This is a genomic window from Curvibacter sp. GW821-FHT09D12, from assembly GCF_059416245.1.
This window is the reverse complement of the sequence record NZ_JBWKOU010000007.1, coordinates 39,722-55,520: the sequence shown is the minus strand read 5'-3', so window position 1 is coordinate 55,520 and position 15,799 is coordinate 39,722. Positions and strand designations below refer to the sequence as shown.

At 64.5% G+C, this 15,799-nt stretch carries 17 protein-coding genes; 12 read left to right on the top strand and 5 right to left on the bottom strand.

Features of this window, described 5'->3' with window-relative positions; genetic code table 11:
* Positions 1–15: 15 nt before the first annotated feature.
* Positions 16–1,215 (top strand): DUF1501 domain-containing protein, encoded by a 1,200-nt coding sequence (locus AC07PT_RS13195; protein ID WP_494656920.1) that lies wholly within the window; start codon positions 16–18, stop codon positions 1,213–1,215.
* Here the strand turns inward: AC07PT_RS13195 and AC07PT_RS13190 are convergent.
* Positions 1,212–2,078: a dienelactone hydrolase family protein gene (locus AC07PT_RS13190; RefSeq protein WP_494656919.1), complete on the bottom strand. Its 867-nt coding sequence runs from the start codon at positions 2,076–2,078 to the stop codon at positions 1,212–1,214. The genes AC07PT_RS13195 and AC07PT_RS13190 overlap by 4 nt on opposite strands.
* Before the next feature lie 341 nt (positions 2,079–2,419).
* Here AC07PT_RS13190 and AC07PT_RS13185 point away from each other — a divergent pair, with 341 nt between their 5' ends.
* The 8 genes from AC07PT_RS13185 (at position 2,420) to AC07PT_RS13150 (ending at position 10,108) form a co-directional block, all read left to right on the top strand.
* Positions 2,420–3,724, top strand: coding sequence for a replication-associated recombination protein A (locus tag AC07PT_RS13185; RefSeq protein WP_492347947.1), 1,305 nt, complete (start codon positions 2,420–2,422; stop codon positions 3,722–3,724).
* 499 nt (positions 3,725–4,223) lie between these two features.
* Positions 4,224–5,153, top strand: a complete 930-nt coding sequence (locus tag AC07PT_RS13180) for a branched-chain amino acid ABC transporter permease (protein ID WP_492347948.1) — start codon at positions 4,224–4,226, stop codon at positions 5,151–5,153.
* Positions 5,154–5,167: 14 nt separating this feature from the next.
* Positions 5,168–6,250, top strand: coding sequence for an ABC transporter permease subunit (locus tag AC07PT_RS13175; RefSeq protein ID WP_494656918.1), 1,083 nt, complete (start codon positions 5,168–5,170; stop codon positions 6,248–6,250).
* A gap of 12 nt (positions 6,251–6,262) precedes the next feature.
* Complete coding sequence (locus AC07PT_RS13170; protein ID WP_494656917.1) at positions 6,263–7,033, top strand: ABC transporter ATP-binding protein; 771 nt, start codon at positions 6,263–6,265, stop codon at positions 7,031–7,033.
* Positions 7,034–7,050: 17 nt separating this feature from the next.
* Positions 7,051–7,770: an ABC transporter ATP-binding protein gene (locus AC07PT_RS13165; RefSeq protein ID WP_492347951.1), complete on the top strand. Its 720-nt coding sequence runs from the start codon at positions 7,051–7,053 to the stop codon at positions 7,768–7,770.
* A 167-nt stretch (positions 7,771–7,937) separates the two neighbouring features.
* Entirely contained in the window at positions 7,938–8,312 is a 375-nt protein-coding gene (locus AC07PT_RS13160; protein ID WP_492347952.1) for a DMT family protein, read from the top strand.
* Positions 8,313–8,435: 123 nt separating this feature from the next.
* Positions 8,436–9,083: a DUF47 domain-containing protein gene (locus AC07PT_RS13155; protein WP_492347953.1), complete on the top strand. Its 648-nt coding sequence runs from the start codon at positions 8,436–8,438 to the stop codon at positions 9,081–9,083.
* A gap of 14 nt (positions 9,084–9,097) precedes the next feature.
* Entirely contained in the window at positions 9,098–10,108 is a 1,011-nt protein-coding gene (locus AC07PT_RS13150; RefSeq protein ID WP_492347954.1) for an inorganic phosphate transporter, read from the top strand.
* A 72-nt stretch (positions 10,109–10,180) separates the two neighbouring features.
* On the opposite strand, the gene AC07PT_RS13145 is transcribed toward AC07PT_RS13150, so the two are convergent.
* From AC07PT_RS13145 to kynB, 3 genes are all read right to left on the bottom strand, one after another.
* The gene (locus tag AC07PT_RS13145) at positions 10,181–10,948 is read right to left on the bottom strand and encodes a ParA family protein (protein WP_492347955.1); all 768 of its coding nucleotides are present in this window, start codon (positions 10,946–10,948) and stop codon (positions 10,181–10,183) included.
* Positions 10,949–11,049: 101 nt separating this feature from the next.
* Entirely contained in the window at positions 11,050–11,946 is an 897-nt protein-coding gene (gene kynA, locus AC07PT_RS13140) for a tryptophan 2,3-dioxygenase (protein WP_494656916.1), read from the bottom strand.
* A gap of 49 nt (positions 11,947–11,995) precedes the next feature.
* The gene (kynB, locus tag AC07PT_RS13135; RefSeq protein ID WP_494656915.1) at positions 11,996–12,631 is read right to left on the bottom strand and encodes an arylformamidase; all 636 of its coding nucleotides are present in this window, start codon (positions 12,629–12,631) and stop codon (positions 11,996–11,998) included.
* Between the two features lie 115 nt (positions 12,632–12,746).
* On the opposite strand from kynB, the gene AC07PT_RS13130 reads away from it, so the two are divergent.
* Genes AC07PT_RS13130 through AC07PT_RS13120 form a run of 3 tightly spaced genes read left to right on the top strand, consistent with a single transcriptional unit; the run spans position 12,747 to position 15,159 of the window.
* A complete protein-coding gene (locus tag AC07PT_RS13130; protein WP_494656914.1) occupies positions 12,747–13,049 on the top strand; it encodes a FeoA family protein in 303 nt (100 codons plus the stop codon).
* Entirely contained in the window at positions 13,049–14,926 is a 1,878-nt protein-coding gene (feoB, locus tag AC07PT_RS13125) for a ferrous iron transporter B (protein WP_494656913.1), read from the top strand. The genes AC07PT_RS13130 and feoB overlap by 1 nt, the downstream gene beginning before the upstream one ends.
* Before the next feature lie 2 nt (positions 14,927–14,928).
* Positions 14,929–15,159, top strand: a complete 231-nt coding sequence (locus AC07PT_RS13120; RefSeq protein ID WP_492347960.1) for a hypothetical protein — start codon at positions 14,929–14,931, stop codon at positions 15,157–15,159.
* Positions 15,160–15,191: 32 nt separating this feature from the next.
* Here AC07PT_RS13120 and AC07PT_RS13115 read toward each other — a convergent pair whose 3' ends face one another.
* Entirely contained in the window at positions 15,192–15,524 is a 333-nt protein-coding gene (locus AC07PT_RS13115) for a YkgJ family cysteine cluster protein (RefSeq protein ID WP_492347961.1), read from the bottom strand.
* Between the last annotated feature and the right edge of the window lie 275 nt (positions 15,525–15,799).

The following is a 15,799-nucleotide window of genomic DNA, read 5'->3' as shown; positions in this document are numbered from 1 at the left end:
GAAAGCGAGGCCCTCATGCAACGCCGACACCTTCTTCAGCATTTGGGCGCCGCCAGCCTGGCACCCCTGGCCCTGCACGGCGGCCACAGCTGGGCCGCGCCGGGGGCGGGGGGCAGCAAGTTTCTGCTGGTGTTTCTGCGCGGGGGCTACGACGCGGCCAATCTGCTGGTGCCCACGGCCAACACCTTTTACGAGGAGTCACGGCCCAACATCGCCATCGCCCGGCCCGGTCGCCCACAAGGGGCCTTGCCGCTGGATGCGCAATGGGGCTTGCACCCGGCCCTGGCCAGCAGTGTGCTGCCGCTGTACCAGCGTGGGCAGGCGGCCTTCATCCCGTTTTGTGGCACCGATGACCTCACGCGCAGCCACTTTGAAACCCAGGACAGCATCGAGCTGGGGCAGGGCGTGGGCGAGCGGCGCGATTTTCGATCCGGTTTCCTGAACCGGCTGTGCGCCGAGTTGGGCGGGGCCGAGGGCCTGGGCATTGCCTTCACCGAGCAGTTGCCCATGGCCTTGCGCGGCCCGGTGCCCGTGGCCAATGTGGCCCTGTCCTCGGTGGGCAAGGCGGGGGTGGACGAACGCCAGGCCCGCATCATCGAGGCCATGTACGGCGGCGGCACCCTGGCCACCCCGGTGCGGGAAGGCTTTCAGGTGCAGGCCGAGGCGCGCCAAAGCCTGCAGGCCGAAATGGAAAGCGCCAACCGGCGGGCCATGTCGGCCCGCGGCTTCGAGCAGGTGGCGCGGCGCTTGGCCTATCTGCTGCAGTCGGGGCACGACATCGGCTTTGTCGATGTGGGCGGCTGGGACACCCATGTCGCACAAGGGGGGGCCACCGGTGCGCTGGCCAGCCGCTTCGACGAACTGGGGCAGGGCCTGGCCGCGCTGGCCGAAGGCCTGGGCGAGGACTGGGGCCGCACCACCGTGGTCGTGATCAGCGAGTTTGGCCGTACCTTCCGCGAAAACGGCAACCGTGGCACCGACCACGGCCATGGCTCGGTGCTGTGGGTGCTGGGCGGTGGCCTGCGTGGCGGGCGGGTGCTGGGCGAGCAGGTGGCCATCAGCCCGTCCACCCTGTTCCAGAACCGGGATTTTCCGGTGCTCAACGATTACCGCAGCGTCCTCGCCGGTTTGCTGGGGCGCCAGTACGGCTTGGGGCCCCAGGCGCTGCAGCGGGTCTTTCCGGGCGCTGCGGTGCGTGACCTCGGGCTGGTTTAGGGGCGATCGGCCAGCACGCGCTGCAAAAAGCCGGCCACGGCGTCGTGTGCGGCCGGCCAGTTCAGCAAGGTGTGCGGTGCGTTGGGGATCAGCAGCACGCTGGCCCGGGGGTTGTCCTTCAGGGCAGCGGAGCAGTGGCCCAGGGCATCGGCGTTGCCCAGCCAGGGGTTGCTGCGCGAGAAATACGGATCGGTGCTGCTGATCAGGTTGAGCACCGGCTGGCCCGGTGCAAAGGCGTTGCGCGGGGCCTGAACAAAGTAGTTGGCCTCGCAACTCCAGGAAAACACCATGCGTGCCGCCACCCCGTCACCGGCGTAGCGGGCCACCGCCACGGCACCTTCGCTGGTGCCGGCCAGCACGATGCGGCGGGTGTCTGCCCAGGGCTGAGTCTGCAAGGCGGCCAGTGCCGGTGCGATTTCAGAGCCTCGCAGCGCATGGATGCGCTCATAGTCCTGGGCTGAAATCGGCGACTGGTAGGTGACCCGCTCGGGCAGGGCGAATGAGTCCGGCGCCATGCTGGCAATGCCCTGGTCCGCCAGCCATTGTTGCCAGGTGCCGATGGCGCTCAAGCCCAGGCCCGACGAGCCGTGCAGGAACAACACCACCGGCACGGCTTGCCCCTGGGTGGCCGGGCGGGCGCTGAAGGCCCCGGTGTAACGGGTGCCACCCGTGGCGCGCTCGGGCAGTACCAGGGCCGCCCGTGCCACGCTGGCGGCCAGCGTGGCAGGAGTGTGTTGCCAGGCCTGGCCCTCGATGCGACCGGCCGGCGGGGTCTGGGCCAGGGTGTGGGCGCCGAGGAGCAGGCTCAGCCCCAGCAGGGCGATGCGCCCTCTGGGGCGGGCCGCGATTCGAGCCATGGGCATGGGAAGCACCTCTTTGTTCAAATTTGTTCAGGTGCTCCAGTGTCGCGTGCAGGCCGCGCTGCGGCCATCCGTGAAAACCGTGCCCGGGTGCATGGACAATCGAGGCATGAACACGCCTCGCCCCGCCTCCATGCCCCACTTTGCCTCGTACCTGCCCCTGGACGGGCGGCTGCGCCTGCAGCCGCGGGCCAGGGGGGCGAAGCAGCCACATCGGCTGGGGGCTTGCACCTTGCTGCGGGTGGGGGAGGTCGGTCGCGCACACCCGCCCCGGTCGTCCAAACAGTGCCCGAGGGTGCGAGGACTCGGCCTGGGGCGTTCTCTGGGTTCAACGGGGGTGATGCATGGCTGATTTGTTCGCTCAAGAGCCTTCGGCCCCCCTGGCTGAAGCACTTCGCCCCAAGACTTTGGACGAGGTGGTCGGGCAGTCGCATTTGCTGGGCGAGGGCAAGCCTCTGAGGCTGGCGTTTCAGTCGGGCAAACCCCACTCCATGATCTTCTGGGGGCCGCCAGGCGTCGGCAAAACCACCCTGGCACGCCTCACGGCCTCCGCCTTCAAGTGCGAGTTCATTGCCCTGTCGGCGGTGTTCTCGGGGGTCAAAGACATCCGGGCTGCGATGGAGCAGGCCCAGCAAAACCTGTCCATGGGCAAGCACACGATCCTGTTCGTGGACGAAATCCACCGATTCAACAAATCTCAGCAAGACGCTCTTTTGCCCTATGCAGAAAGCGGCTTGGTCACCTTCATCGGTGCCACCACGGAGAACCCTTCCTTTGAAGTGAACTCGGCGCTGTTGTCGCGGGCGCAGGTCTATGTTCTCAAATCGCTGACCGATGACGAACTGAAGCTGCTGCTGGCACGTGCCCAAGAACTCGCCCTGGGCCATCTGGTCTTCGACGACCTGGCGCGGGACACGATCATTGGCTATGCAGACGGCGACGCGAGGCGTTTCTTGAACCTGCTCGAACAGACGAGCACTGCCGCCAAGGCTTCTGGCATCACGGCCATCACAGCCGACTTCTTGCAGAACGCCCTGACCTTGAACAGCCGTCGCTTCGACAAGGGCGGTGACAATTTCTACGACCAGATTTCAGCCTTGCACAAGTCGGTGCGGGGCTCCCACCCTGACGCCGCCCTTTACTGGCTGACCCGCATGTTGGATGGGGGGGCGGATGCCCGGTATCTGGCGCGGCGCATTGTCCGCATGGCTTGGGAAGACATCGGCTTGGCCGACCCCAGGGCCATGCAGATTGCCAACGATGCGGCCCTGACCTATGAACGCCTGGGCAGTCCGGAAGGGGAACTGGCCCTGGGCCAAGCGGTCATCTACCTGGCTGTGGCCGCCAAGAGCAACGCGGGCTACAAGGCCTACAACGAGGCCAAGGCCTTCGTGAAGCAGGACAAGAGCCGTGAGGTTCCGGTGCACCTTCGCAATGCGCCCACCAAGCTCATGAAGGAATTGGGCTACGGGCACGAATACCGCTATGCCCATGACGAGCCCAACGCCTATGCAGCGGGTGAAACCTACCTGCCTGAGGGCATCGAGGAACCCGCCTGGTACCAGCCCGTGCCGCGTGGGCTGGAGCTCAAGATTGGCGAGAAACTGGCCCATTTGCGGGCGCTGGACGACGCCGCACGTCGCGGCTGAGTTTTTTTTCATCCCGAATTTCTGAGGTTCGGCGCATTGGCGGTGAGCATTTCTGGTCATGGATGCACTGCTGTGGTGCGTTCTGGATTGAAATCAGCGTTGACGTGGCCCGCACCGCTTCATCGGCTTGGCGAGCCGTCGTTGCTATTGAACTTGTAGCGATGATTTATGATGCCAAGCCATCTTGCGCCACGATGGGTGGGTTCTCGGTTGACGCTGTCAGCCGTTTTCACATCGGGCCTTGTCAGCAGATGCATGAATGAACAGCGTTTTTCATCAGTTTTTGTGATGCCCAAATAGGCCTGCTGATGCAGGTCAAAACACGGGTAAACCCCGGTCAGTCAATAACTTTTTCATTCTGTACCGTTGGCTACAATCCCGCCCACCAACCCGCATCCGATTTTTCTGGCGGGTTTTTTGCTAGGTGGAAGACGGCTTTGTTGTGCCCCGGCGATCCGCCCGGGGATCGGCACGGCATCTGACTCAACGGAGAAACTTTATGGAAATATTGCTGCAGCAGATCATCAACGGTCTGGTACTCGGCAGCATGTATGCCTTGGTGGCCTTGGGCTACACCATGGTGTACGGCATCATCAACCTGATCAACTTCGCCCACGGCGAGGTGCTGATGGTCGGGGCACTCACCAGTTGGACCATCATCGGGTTCATGAAGGACGCAATGCCTTCAGCGCCCGGTTGGCTGATCCTGCTGATCGCGGTGATCATCGCCTGCGTGGTCTCGGCAACGCTGAATTTCGTGATCGAAAAAGTGGCTTACCGGCCGCTGCGCAACAGCCCCAAGCTGGCGCCGCTGATCACGGCCATCGGCATGTCGATCCTGCTGCAGACCCTGGCCATGATCATCTGGAAGCCCAACTACAAGCCCTATCCCTCGCTGCTGCCTTCGGCACCGATCGAAGTGGGTGGCGCGGTGATCACGCCCACCCAGATCCTGATCCTGGGTGTGACGGCGGTGTCTCTGGCGTCGCTGATGTGGCTGGTCAACTACACCAAGCTGGGGCGTGCCATGCGTGCCACGGCTGAGAACCCCCGCGTGGCTGCCCTGATGGGCGTGAAGCCCGACATGGTCATCTCGGCCACCTTCATCATCGGGGCCGTGCTGGCCGCCATTGCCGGCGTGATGTACGCCGCCAACTACGGCACCGTTCAGCACACCATGGGCTTCCTGCCCGGCCTCAAGGCCTTCACGGCCGCTGTGTTCGGCGGCATCGGCAACCTGGCGGGTGCCGTGGTGGGCGCCATCCTGCTGGGCCTGATCGAGTCGATCGGCTCGGGCTACATCGGCGCGCTGACCGGCGGTCTGCTGGGCAGCAACTACACCGACATCTTCGCCTTCGTGGTGCTCATCATCGTGTTGACCCTGCGTCCGTCCGGCTTGCTGGGTGAACGTGTGGCCGACCGCGCCTGATCGGGGGAATCAACATGAACCAAGACAACAAGACCCTCAAGTACGTGGCCGCCGGCGCGGCCCTGCTGTTGCTGCCTTTGCTGCTGCAGTTCTTTGGCAACGCCTGGGTGCGCATTGCCGACCTGGCCCTGCTGTACGTGATGCTGGCCCTGGGCCTGAACATCGTGGTCGGCTATGCCGGCCTGCTGGACCTGGGCTACGTGGCGTTCTATGCCGTGGGCGCCTACATGTTCGGCCTGCTGGCTTCGCCCCAGCTGACCGACAACTTTGCGGCCATCGCCGCCATGTTCCCGGGAGGCTTGCACACACCGTGGTGGGCCATCATCCCGCTGGGTGCAGTGATCGCAGCCTTCTTTGGTGCCTTGCTGGGGGCCCCGACGCTGAAACTGCGCGGTGACTACCTCGCGATCGTGACCCTGGGCTTCGGTGAGATCGTGCGGATCTTCATGAACAACCTGGACCACCCGATCAACATCACCAACGGCCCCAAGGGCCTGGGCCAGATCGATTCGATCAGTTTCTTCGGTCTGGACCTGGCCAAGCGCCTGTCCATCGGCGACTACGACATCAACTCGGTCACGCTGTACTACTACCTGTTCCTGGCGTTGGTGATCTTCACCGTGATCATCTGCTACCGCCTGCAGGACTCGCGCATCGGTCGTGCCTGGATGGCCATCCGTGAAGACGAAATTGCCGCCAAGGCCATGGGCATCAACACCCGCAACATGAAGTTGCTGGCCTTCGGCATGGGCGCCAGCTTCGGCGGTGTCGCCGGTGCCATGTTCGGTGCCTTCCAGGGCTTTGTATCGCCGGAATCCTTCAGCTTGATGGAGTCGGTGATGATTGTGGCCATGGTGGTGCTGGGTGGCATTGGCCACATCCCTGGCGTGATTCTGGGCGCTGTGCTGCTGTCGGCCCTGCCCGAGGTGTTGCGCTACGTGGCCGGCCCCTTGCAGGCCATGACCGACGGCCGTCTGGATTCGGCCATCCTGCGCCAGCTGCTGATTGCGCTGGCCATGATCATCGTGATGCTGTTGCGTCCGCGTGGCCTGTGGCCCGCGCCCGAACACGGCAAGTCGCTGCAGCAAGTTCGTTAAGGAGAGACACCCATGGCAGAAACCGTACTCAAGGTGTCCGGCATTTCCAAACGTTTCGGTGGCCTGCAGGCCCTGAGCGATGTGGGCATCACCATCGAACGTGGCCAGGTCTATGGCCTGATCGGCCCCAACGGCGCCGGCAAGACCACGTTCTTCAACGTCATCACCGGGCTGTACACGCCCGACACCGGCAACTTCGAGCTGGCCGGCAAGCCCTACCAGCCCACGGCCGTGCATGAAGTGGCCAAGGCGGGCATTGCCCGCACCTTCCAGAACATCCGTTTGTTCTCCGAAATGACCGCGCTCGAGAACGTGATGGTGGGTCGCCACATCCGCACCGGCTCGGGGCTGCTGGGGGCGGTGTTCCGCACCTCGGGCTTCAAGGCCGAAGAGGCTGCGATTGCCAAGCGCGCTCAAGAACTGCTCGATTACGTGGGCATCGGCAAGTACGCCGATTTCAAGGCCCGCACGCTGTCCTATGGTGACCAGCGTCGCCTGGAGATCGCCCGTGCCCTGGCCACCGATCCGCAGCTGATCGCTCTGGACGAACCGGCCGCCGGCATGAACGCCACCGAGAAGGTGCAGTTGCGCGAGCTGATCGACCAGATTCGGCGCGACAACCGCACCATTTTGCTGATCGAACACGACGTGAAGCTGGTCATGGGCCTGTGCGACCGCGTCACGGTGCTGGACTACGGCAAGCAGATTGCCGAAGGCCTGCCCGCGGACGTGCAGAAGAACGAAAAGGTGATCGAGGCTTACCTCGGCGCCGGTGGCCATTGAGTGAGAAAGACAAACCCATGACAGCGAAAACGCTTTTGAAAGTGGCTGGCCTGAAGGTGTCCTACGGGGGCATCCAGGCGGTCAAGGGCGTGGACTTCGAGGTTCACGAGGGCGAGCTGGTCTCGCTGATCGGCTCCAACGGTGCGGGCAAGACCACCACCATGAAGGCCATCACAGGCGGTCTGGCGGCCAACGCCGGCGACATCTACTACCTGGGCAAGCCCATCAAGGGGCAGGGCGCCTGGGACCTGGTCAAGCAAGGCCTGGTGATGGTGCCCGAGGGCCGCGGCGTGTTCACCCGCATGACCATCACCGAAAACCTGCAGATGGGCGCCTTCATCCGCAACGACAAGGCCGGCGTGCTGGCGGATATCGACAAGATGTTCGCCCTGTTCCCCCGCCTCAAGGAGCGCCGCGACCAGTTGGCCGGCACCATGTCGGGTGGCGAGCAGCAGATGCTGGCCATGGCCCGGGCCCTGATGTGCCAGCCCAAGGTGCTGTTGCTGGACGAGCCCTCGATGGGCCTGTCGCCCATCATGGTCGACAAGATCTTCGAGGTGGTGCGTGATGTGTCGGCCCAGGGCGTGACCATCGTGCTGGTCGAGCAGAACGCCAGCCGTGCGCTGGCCATCGCCAGCCGTGGCTATGTGATGGAGTCGGGCCTGATCACCATGACCGGCAAGGGCAAGGACCTGCTGAGCGATCCCAAGGTGCGCGCCGCCTATCTGGGCGAGTAAGCCACAGCCCTCCGCGGCGTCTGCGGATGGGGCGCTGTGTCTGTCAAGGCCGGGTTTGAACCCGGCCTTTTTCATGGGCGGTGCTTTGGGGCACCCGGCCGCGATGGACCCAGTGGATTGGTGGACATGCGGTAAATCTGGGGGATCAGGCGGGGTGCCTGCGGATAATGGCGCCCATGCTGACCTTTTTTCAATCGTTTCCGGTGCCGCTGCAGGCTGCTGCCCTGCTGGTGCTGTCCAACCTGTTCATGACCTTTGCCTGGTACGGGCACCTCAAGAGCCTGGCGCAGACGCCCTGGTACACCGCCGCCTTGATCAGCTGGGGCATCGCCTTGTTCGAGTACCTGCTGCAGGTCCCGGCGAACCGCATCGGCTACACCCAACTCAATGTGGGGCAGCTCAAGATCATGCAGGAAGTGATCACCTTGACGGTGTTCGTGCCGTTTTCGGTGCTGTACCTGCAGCAGCCGCTCAAGCTCGATTACCTCTGGGCCGGGCTGTGCATGGTCGGGGCGGTGTACTTCATCTTCCGGGGTGCCTGAGTCTGGCACGGGGGCGGGTTGGGGGGCTCTGCAGCCGCCCATCCAGGCCGGCCGGTTAGAATCAGAGGCTTTGTCATTTTTTCGTCACAATCTGTGACCCCCCTCAGTCCGCTAGGAGTCGCCATGCTGTTTGGCAAGCTGTTGCCCCGAGAAGGCAATTTTTTCGAGATGTTCAACCAGCACGCCCAGCACATCGTGGAGGCTGCGCGTGCGTTCTCCCAGTTGGTGGCCAACTATGCCGACCCCCACCTGCGCGAGAAGTACAACCAGGACGTGGATGCCGCCGAGCATGCAGCTGACCGCGTGACCCAGGACGTCAACCGCCTGATCCACAAGACCTTCATCACCCCGATTGACCGCGAGCAGATCCACTCGCTGATCAACACCATGGACGACGTGGCTGACCTGATTCAGGACTCTGCCGAAACCATGGCCCTGTATGACGTGCGCGTCATGACCGATGAGATCAGCCGCCTCACCGACCTGAGCCTGAAATGCTGTGAACGCCTGCGCGACGCGGTGCAACTGCTCGACAAGATCGCCGATCAACCGGTGGCCGAAGCCGCGCTCAAGACCTGCGAAGAGATTGACCGCCTGGAGTCGGATGCCGACCGCGTGATGCGCTCCGCCATGAGCAAGCTGTTCCGCGAAGAGCCCGATGTGCGCGAGGTGATCAAGCTCAAGGCCATCTACGAGCTGCTGGAAACCATCACCGACAAGTGTGAGGACGTGGCCAACCTGATCGAGGGCATCATCCTCGAGAATTCCTGATCTGGGGCACTCACATGAGCAATGTTCCGGTAGCACTGTGGGCTGTCATGGTGCTGGTCGCCATGGCCCTGGTGTTCGACTTCATGAACGGGTTTCATGATGCTGCCAACTCGATTGCCACGGTGGTGTCCACCGGGGTTCTGAAGCCCGGGCAGGCGGTGGTGTTTGCGGCCTTCTTCAACTTTGTCGCCATTTTCATCTTTCACCTCAGCGTGGCGGCCACGGTGGGCAAGGGCATTGCCGATGCGGGGGTGATCGATATCCACGTGGTGTTCGGTGCTCTGGCAGGGGCCATTTTCTGGAACCTGATCACCTGGTATTACGGGATCCCCAGCAGCTCGTCGCACGCCTTGATCGGTGGCATTGTGGGGGCGGTGATCGCCAAGGCCGGGGCCAGTGCCCTGATCGGTGCCGGCATCCTGCGCACGGTGGCCTTCATCTTCATCTCGCCCCTGCTGGGCTTTCTGTTTGGCTCGCTGATGATGGTGGCCGTGGCCTGGATCTGCCGCCGCACGCGCCCTTCCAAGATCGACCGCTGGTTCCGTCGCCTGCAGCTGATCTCGGCTGGGGCCTACAGCTTGGGCCACGGGGGCAACGACGCCCAAAAGACCATCGGCATCATCTGGATGCTGTTGATTGCCACGGGCTATGCCTCGGCCCAGGAAACAGCCCCACCGACCTGGACCATCATCTGCTGCTACATGGCCATCGGCCTGGGCACCATGTTTGGCGGCTGGCGCATCGTCAAGACCATGGGCCAGAAGATCACCAAGCTCAAGCCCGTGGGCGGCTTCTGCGCCGAGACCGGCGGGGCCATCACGCTGTTCATCGCCACCTTGATGGGGGTTCCGGTGTCCACCACCCACACCATCACCGGTGCCATCGTCGGCGTCGGCTCGGTGCAACGCGCCAGCGCGGTGCGTTGGGGCGTGGCCGGCAACATCGTCTGGGCCTGGGTGCTGACCATTCCGGCGTCGGCCTTTGTGGCTGGTGTGGCCTATTGGGTGAGCCTGCAGCTGTTCTGAACGCGCCTGGGGCGCTTGCCCACTGGCCTGACAACCCCGCCAACCGGTTTTCCGGAGCGGGGTTTTTTGTTGTCAGGCGTTCAGCGATTCGTACAGGGCCACCAACTCCTGGGTGAGCTTGTGGCGTGGGTCCAGATGGATCATGGGGCGGGCCAGCTCGTGCGATTCCTTGATCTTCACGCTGGCGCTGAGGTAGGGCTGGCACACCGGCAGGCCTTCGTCGATCAGCTCTTGCACGGTGCGGCGGGGCAGGGCGGCACGGGGCTGGAACTGGTTCACCACAATGCCGTCCACGCGCAGATCGGGGTTGTGGTCGGCCTGGATCTCCTTGACGCTGTCGAGCAGGCCATAGAGCGCCCGGCGTGAGAAGTCGTCGCAGTCAAACGGAATCAGGCAGGACTCGGCCGCGATCAGGGCCGAGCGGGTGTAGAAATTGAGTGCGGGTGGCGTGTCGATCCAGATGGCGTCGTAGTCATCGGCCAGCTCCTGCAGGGCGTCGCGCAGCTTGTAGATCTTGTAGCGGCTCTCCAGCTTGCCATGCAGTTCTTCCAGCGCCGGGCTGGAGGGCATGACGTGCAGGTTCTCCCAGGGCGAGGCCACAATGAAGTCGCTGGTGGCGGGCGCCCGCAGCGTGAACTTGAGCGTGGTGTCGAAGAAGTCGGCCACCCCACTCAGGCCTTGCTCCACCGCATCACCGAGCAGGTAGCGGCTGGAGTTGCCCTGGGGGTCCAGGTCGACCACCAGGGTGCGTTGGCCCAGGTGGGCGCCGATGGCGGCCAGGTTGCTGGTGATGGTCGATTTGCCGACCCCGCCCTTCTGATTGAAAACAACGCGTCGCATGACCGATTCCGTGCAGTTGCAATGGGGGTATTGTGCATTGCAACATGCCTGCGGTCAGCGCCGGATGGGTCGCTGGGGCGAGCTCGCCCGCTGCGGGGCACTCACAGGTCGGTGCGCAGGCGCCAGATTTCGGGGAACAACACCACGTCGAGCATCTTGCGCAGGTAGCGCACGCCGCCGGTGCCGCCGGTGCCGCGCTTGAATCCGATGACGCGCTCGACCGTGGTCAGGTGGCGGAAGCGCCACAGGCGGAAGGCATCTTCGAGGTCGGTGAGTTCCTCGCCCAGTTGATACAGATCCCAGTGCGCCTTGGGGTCGCGGTACACCGTGAGCCAGGCCTGTTCGACGCCATCGCTGGCCTCGTAGGGCTGGGTCCAGTCGCGCTCGGTGTGGCTGGCGGGCACGGCCAGGCCGCGGCGGGCCAGCAGGCGCAGGGCTTCGTCATAGAGAGAGGCGCTCTGATAGCGCTCCTGCACCATCGCCAGCAGTTCGGGGCGGTGTTCGTGCGGCTTGAGCATGGCGGCGTTCTTGTTGCCCAGCGCGAACTCGATGCAGCGGTACTGGTAGCTCTGGAAGCCGCTGGAGCTCACCAGGTAGGGGCGGATGGCGCTGTATTCGGGGGGGGTCATGGTGGCCAGCACATCCCAGGCATGCACCAGCTGCTCCATGATCTTGCTGACACGGGCCAGCATCTTGAAGGCCGTCTGCAGATCGTCGGCCGCGATGTGGCGGATGGCCGCCCCCAGCTCGTGCAGCATCAGCTTCATCCAGAGTTCGCTGGTCTGGTGCTGCACGATGAACAGCATTTCATTGTGGTCGGGCGAGCGCGGGTGTTGTGCCGTCAGGATGCTGTCCAACTGCAGGTAGTCGCCGTAGCTCATCGACTGGCTGAAGTCGAGCTGGGCGCGCTCTTCTTTCACGATTTGCGCTGTGGCGTGGGCTGGGGCTGCCGTTTCAGGCGGCTCCGGGTTCGCTGAGGTGTTGTGATAGGGGCACATGGTGGGGGTCCTTCTGTCGTTGGAGGGGGGTGTTTGTGGGGTGTTTGTGTCAGGTCAGCCGTCGCAGCACGGCCCGCACTGGCGAGGCGTCGGCGTTGATCAGCTTCAGGGGCAGGGCGATCAGCTCGTAGTCGCCTTCGGGCACCTCATCGAGCACCAGGTTTTCGAGCACACGCAGGCCACGGCGCCGGATCACCTGATGGCTGTCCAGCGTCTTGCTGTCGGCGGGATCGATGCTGGCGCTGTCAATGCCGACCAGGCACACACCCAGATCGGCCAGTTGCTCCAGCGTCTCGGGGGCAAAGGCGGGCAGATCGGGGTCCCATCGTGTGGGGGCTTGGCGGTAACAGCGCACCAGCACGCGGGGGGGCATGGCCTGATGGGCGGGCAGGGCGTGGGCCAGATCCGACCAGTGCAGCAGCGGGCCGCAACCCACGGCATGGATCACCCGGCAAGGGCCCAGAAACGGCTCCAATGGCAGGAGCCCGACCGGGCTGCCGGCGGCGTCGTAGTGCAGCGGGGCATCGGCATGGGCCCCCACATGGGGCGACAGGCTGAGGGTGGCGACGTTCACCGGACAGCCCGGGCCCAGGGTGGCGGCCCAGTGCTGCTGGTAGGGGGCATCACCCGGAAACACCGGGGTGCCCGCGTGGATGGAGGGGGAGATATCCCAGATCTGTTGCATGGGCGCTGACGTTACTGGCGCCAGAATTTCGTGGTGTCGCTTATTTCCGACAGGCGGCGCATTTTCTGGAAGGGCTAGAATAAGAATAGTTTTCATTCAGAAGGCGACTGTGCCGATGTCCAAGCCCTCCGTGGTCAGCTCCCCCGCCCAGGAGATGGGAGTCCATGAATTGCCACTGCGCGTGGATGCGCAGGTGGTGCGCCTGGAGTTGCCCAGCTCGCCCGAAGACCAGGAGTTGCTGTTGCGCCTGCTCGAGATCGGTTTTCTGCCCGGCGAGCCTGTGCGCGTGATTGCGCGCGGCTTTCCGGCCGCCGATCCGATTGCGGTGCGGGTGGGCCACACCACGTTCGCCTTGCGCAGCCATGAAGCGGCGCTGATCCGGGTGTCTCTGGCCGCCCCTGAGGAAAAGAGCATCTGATGACCGAGACCGCTCCCGCCCTTCGTGCCGCCTTGCTGGGCAACCCCAATTGCGGCAAGACCGCGCTGTTCAACCTGCTCACCGGCAGCCGCCAGAAGGTGGCCAACTACGCGGGCGTGACCGTCGAACGCAAGGAAGGGCTGGTCACCACACCGGCCGGCCGGCGGGTGGTGGTGCTTGACCTGCCGGGGGCCTACAGCCTGAACGCCTTGAGTGCCGACGAGGCGGTCACGCGCGACATCGTGACCGGACACCGCGCTGGCGAGCCTGTCCCTGACCTGCTGGTGTGCGTGGCCGATGCCACCAACCTCAAACTCAACCTTCGCCTGGTGCTGGAGGCCCGTGCCCTGGGGCTGCCCATGGTGCTGGCCCTCAACATGAGCGATGCGGCCCGCCGTGAGGGCATCCACATCGACCGCGAGGTGCTGGCGCGTGAGCTGGGCATGCCGGTGCTGGAGTCCGTGGGCATCCGGCACGATGGGGCACAAGAGTTGCTGGCCTTCTTTGAGCAATGGCAGTCCACGCGCCGACCTGGCCAGGCCGCACGGGCCTGGCATGCGCCGCATTTCGACGAGGTGATGGCGACCCAGCTGGAGGTACGGCGCATCCTGGGCCTGGCGGTCCAGACGCCGGCCGACACCCTGCACACCGACGACGCCATCGACCGCGTGGTGCTGCACCCGCTGTGGGGCATGTTGATCCTGGCCTTCACGCTGTTCATGATGTTCCAGGCGGTGTTCAGCTGGGCGACCGTGCCCATGGATGCCATCAAGGGGGCGGTGGATGGCCTGGCTGAGCTGGTGCGCGAGCAGGTGCCCGCCGGCGTGCTGCAAAGTCTGCTGGCCGATGGGGTGCTGGCCGGGGCCGGTGGTGTGCTGGTGTTCCTGCCGCAGATCCTGATCCTGTTCTTCTTCATCCTGGTGCTTGAGGATTCGGGTTACCTGCCCCGGGCGGCCTTTTTGCTGGACCGGGTGATGGGCACGGTGGGCTTGTCGGGCCGCTCCTTCATCCCGCTGCTGTCAAGCTTTGCCTGCGCCATCCCCGGGGTGATGGCGACCCGCACGATCACCCATTGGCGTGACCGGCTGGTCACCATCATGATTGCCCCGCTGATGACCTGTTCGGCCCGGCTGCCGGTGTATGCCCTGCTGATCAGCGCTTTCATCCCTGAGCGCACGGTGGGCGGTGTGTTCAACCTGCAAGGCCTGGTGATGTTCGGCCTGTATGTGATGGGCATCGTGGGCGCCATGGCGGTGGCCGCCGTGTTCAAGCTGTGGCGCGGCCATGCCCGGCACACGCCGCTGGTCATGGAGTTGCCCGCCTACCGCTGGCCCAGCCTGCGCAACCTCGCCCAGGGGCTGTTCGAGCGCGCTTCGATCTTTGTCAAACGCGTGGGCAGCATCATCCTGGCCCTGATGGTCGTGTTGTGGTTTTTGTCCACTTACCCGGGGGCGCCTGAAGGGGCGACCGGCGCTGCCATCCAGTACAGCTTTGCCGGCCAGTTGGGCCGCCTGCTGGAAACCGTGTTTGCACCCATCGGCTTCAATTGGCAGATCGCCATCGCCCTGGTGCCGGGTCTGGCCGCGCGTGAGGTGGCGGTGGGGGCCCTGGGCACCGTGTATGCCCTGTCGGCCAGCGGTGAGGATGTGGCGGCCGAACTGGGGCCGCTGATCGCGCACAGCTGGTCCTTGGCCACGGCGCTGTCCTTGCTGGTCTGGTACGTGTTTGCACCCCAGTGCATCTCGACCCTGGTCACCGTGCGCCGTGAGACCAACAGCTGGCGTTATGTGGCGCTGATGGCCGGGTACCTGTTTGCGCTGGCCTACGGGGCCAGCTGGCTCACCTATCGAATCACCTTGATGCTGGGAGGCGCTTGATCATGTGGCAGCAATGGATTGTGGGCCTGGTGGTGGCCTTGGCCGGGGGCTATGCCCTGTGGTATTGGCTGCCTTCGGCCTGGCGCAAGCCCCTGGGGCGCCTGCAAAAGAAGCTGGGCGAGGCCCCTGGCTGTGGTGCTTGCAGCGACTGCACAGGTTGCGGTCCGGCCAAGAAAGCGCCAACTGGGAGCGCCAGCGGCCATGAGCCGCTGTGGATGAAGCCAGGCCGCTGAGCCGGGCCGCTGAAGCCGGCACAAGGATCGCCTCAAACGATCCGGTCGCCCAGTACCTCGGCATACGGGGGCAGGCCGTGGCGGGCCCGCGCCTTTTCGCAGCCGAGGTCGCCAGCCTGCAGCTCATGACAGGGGGCGGGACGCCATTCGTAAATACCACACGCCACCTTCTCACCCACTTTGCCTGTGAGGGCCGCGCAGCGCATCGGCACATGATCAGTGCCCCGCATGCGGCACGTGCTGCGGTTGACTTCGACCGTCAGCCCGGCGGGCACCGTGCCACCTTCTTCGTCCAACTCATGGATTGAAAAATCGACGCGGTAAGAGGCACAGCAGGCACCGCAGGTCAGGCAGGGATGGCTCATGAGAAACGATTTGAAACAGATTCAGCGGGCGCTGATTCTAAAGCGCCATCTTTGAACAGTTCAAACCGTCACGGCCGCGGATCCCTGGGCGCCCGCCTGCCTGCTGCCTGGGTCAGGAGGGGGGCTTGCTTGTGCGCTGTCCATGGGCACCGATGCGCCTCGCGCCTGAGAAAACGGGCAAGGCGCAGGTTGGGTGGCCCTGCGGGCCGCCGTGCGGTTGACGCCACCCGGCCGAGCAAAAGGAACTCCATGAGTGCCTTTTGCACGTGGGCATG

Bases quoted from the DNA above. Each gene is read 5' to 3' on its own strand.
- AC07PT_RS13170 (WP_494656917.1), top strand. From the start codon at position 6,263: ATGGCAGAAACCGTACTCAAGGTGTCCGGCATTTCCAAACGTTTCGGT.
- AC07PT_RS13115 (WP_492347961.1), bottom strand. From the start codon at position 15,524: ATGAGCCATCCCTGCCTGACCTGCGGTGCCTGCTGTGCCTCTTACCGC.
- AC07PT_RS13130 (WP_494656914.1), top strand. From the start codon at position 12,747: ATGTCCAAGCCCTCCGTGGTCAGCTCCCCCGCCCAGGAGATGGGAGTC.
- AC07PT_RS13175 (WP_494656918.1), top strand. From the start codon at position 5,168: ATGAACCAAGACAACAAGACCCTCAAGTACGTGGCCGCCGGCGCGGCC.
- feoB (WP_494656913.1), top strand. From the start codon at position 13,049: ATGACCGAGACCGCTCCCGCCCTTCGTGCCGCCTTGCTGGGCAACCCC.
- AC07PT_RS13165 (WP_492347951.1), top strand. From the start codon at position 7,051: ATGACAGCGAAAACGCTTTTGAAAGTGGCTGGCCTGAAGGTGTCCTAC.
- kynA (WP_494656916.1), bottom strand. From the start codon at position 11,946: ATGTGCCCCTATCACAACACCTCAGCGAACCCGGAGCCGCCTGAAACG.
- AC07PT_RS13195 (WP_494656920.1), top strand. From the start codon at position 16: ATGCAACGCCGACACCTTCTTCAGCATTTGGGCGCCGCCAGCCTGGCA.
- AC07PT_RS13190 (WP_494656919.1), bottom strand. From the start codon at position 2,078: ATGCCCATGGCTCGAATCGCGGCCCGCCCCAGAGGGCGCATCGCCCTG.
- AC07PT_RS13150 (WP_492347954.1), top strand. From the start codon at position 9,098: ATGAGCAATGTTCCGGTAGCACTGTGGGCTGTCATGGTGCTGGTCGCC.
- AC07PT_RS13180 (WP_492347948.1), top strand. From the start codon at position 4,224: ATGGAAATATTGCTGCAGCAGATCATCAACGGTCTGGTACTCGGCAGC.
- AC07PT_RS13145 (WP_492347955.1), bottom strand. From the start codon at position 10,948: ATGCGACGCGTTGTTTTCAATCAGAAGGGCGGGGTCGGCAAATCGACC.
- AC07PT_RS13185 (WP_492347947.1), top strand. From the start codon at position 2,420: ATGGCTGATTTGTTCGCTCAAGAGCCTTCGGCCCCCCTGGCTGAAGCA.
- AC07PT_RS13155 (WP_492347953.1), top strand. From the start codon at position 8,436: ATGCTGTTTGGCAAGCTGTTGCCCCGAGAAGGCAATTTTTTCGAGATG.
- kynB (WP_494656915.1), bottom strand. From the start codon at position 12,631: ATGCAACAGATCTGGGATATCTCCCCCTCCATCCACGCGGGCACCCCG.
- AC07PT_RS13160 (WP_492347952.1), top strand. From the start codon at position 7,938: ATGGCGCCCATGCTGACCTTTTTTCAATCGTTTCCGGTGCCGCTGCAG.
- AC07PT_RS13120 (WP_492347960.1), top strand. From the start codon at position 14,929: ATGTGGCAGCAATGGATTGTGGGCCTGGTGGTGGCCTTGGCCGGGGGC.